Origin of the sequence: Neisseria sp. HMSC073G10 (assembly GCF_001812605.1) — a bacterium.
GTDB classification, from domain to species: Bacteria; Pseudomonadota; Gammaproteobacteria; order Burkholderiales; family Neisseriaceae; genus Neisseria; species Neisseria subflava_A.
Map to the genome: position 1 here is coordinate 1 of NZ_KV809484.1, position 1,046 is coordinate 1,046.

A 1,046-nucleotide genomic window follows, 5' to 3' on the forward strand; every position below is an offset into this window, starting at 1 on the left:
AAAAGAAAAGAAGATAAAAAAGATGACAAGAAAGAAGAATCAAAAGGCTTACTTTGTGATTTTTTCCCAGACATTTTAGCCTGTGACAAAATGGGCAAACCAGAAGAAGGTATGTTTGATGACATTAATATTCCTCGGGTAACCGATGAAAACACATGGAACAGTGACAACTTCCTACCGCCAAATGGCGTTTGTCCTCAGCCAAAAAGTTTTAGTATTTGGGGAAAGCCGGTACAAATCAGCTATGAACCGCTCTGCGTTTTCATGGAAAAAGTCCGTTTTGCCGTTCTGCTCGGATTCATCATCATGTCCGCGTTTATTGTTTTCGGGTCTTTGAGGAAATAAGAGGTACTTATGCCATTACTTGCAGGTCTTATACCTTTATTGGCAATTTTGCTCAAAATGCTAATTGTCAGAATAATTATTGCTACTGGCATGACGTTTGTAACGTATGCAGGCTATATTATTGCGCTTAATAAATTTAAAGATTACACCCTAAATGCAATCAATTCCATGCCGTCTGATATTCTTAATTTACTTTTAATAGGTGGTTTTGGCCAAGGTCTCGGTTATTTATTCGGCGCATTCAGCTTTTATATTGGAATGAATACATTAAATAAATTAACTTTTATTATGCCAAGGTAGCGTTATGATTTATTTGTTTACTGGGAATATGGGTACTGGTAAAACTTCACGCGTCGTGTCCATGATTCTGAACAACGAAGACGGCTTGTTTAAAATGAAACTAGACGACGGTACGGAAGTAGATCGCCCGCTTTATTTCTGCCATATTGATGGTTTGGATAAACGCAAATTAAACGCACATGAACTCACGGAAGAAGAAATCATGTCTGCACCGTTGCGAGATATTATTCCGCAAGGTGCCGTCTTGATTGTTGATGAAGCGCACTATACCTATCCTGTTCGTGCTGCCGGTCGTCCTGTTCCGCCCTATATTCAAGAATTAACTGAACTTCGCCATCATGGCCATACGGTTATCTTGATGACCCAGCACCCAAGTCAGCTTGACGTATTTGTACGTAATC

3 protein-coding genes are annotated in these 1,046 nt (G+C 39.5%); all 3 read left to right on the plus strand.

Going from position 1 to position 1,046, the window contains the following annotated elements; genetic code table 11:
* Positions 1–345, plus strand: a 345-nt coding sequence (locus HMPREF2865_RS00005) for an IgG-binding virulence factor TspB family protein (protein WP_283120615.1), incomplete at its 5' end; no start/stop codon positions are given.
* A gap of 9 nt (positions 346–354) precedes the next feature.
* A complete protein-coding gene (locus HMPREF2865_RS00010; protein ID WP_063068743.1) occupies positions 355–645 on the plus strand; it encodes a DUF2523 domain-containing protein in 291 nt (96 codons plus the stop codon).
* Positions 646–649: 4 nt separating this feature from the next.
* Positions 650–1,046, plus strand: a 397-nt coding sequence (locus tag HMPREF2865_RS00015) for a zonular occludens toxin domain-containing protein (protein WP_141752500.1), incomplete at its 3' end; no start/stop codon positions are given.

Bases quoted from the DNA above. Each gene is read 5' to 3' on its own strand.
- HMPREF2865_RS00010 (WP_063068743.1), top strand. From the start codon at position 355: ATGCCATTACTTGCAGGTCTTATACCTTTATTGGCAATTTTGCTCAAA.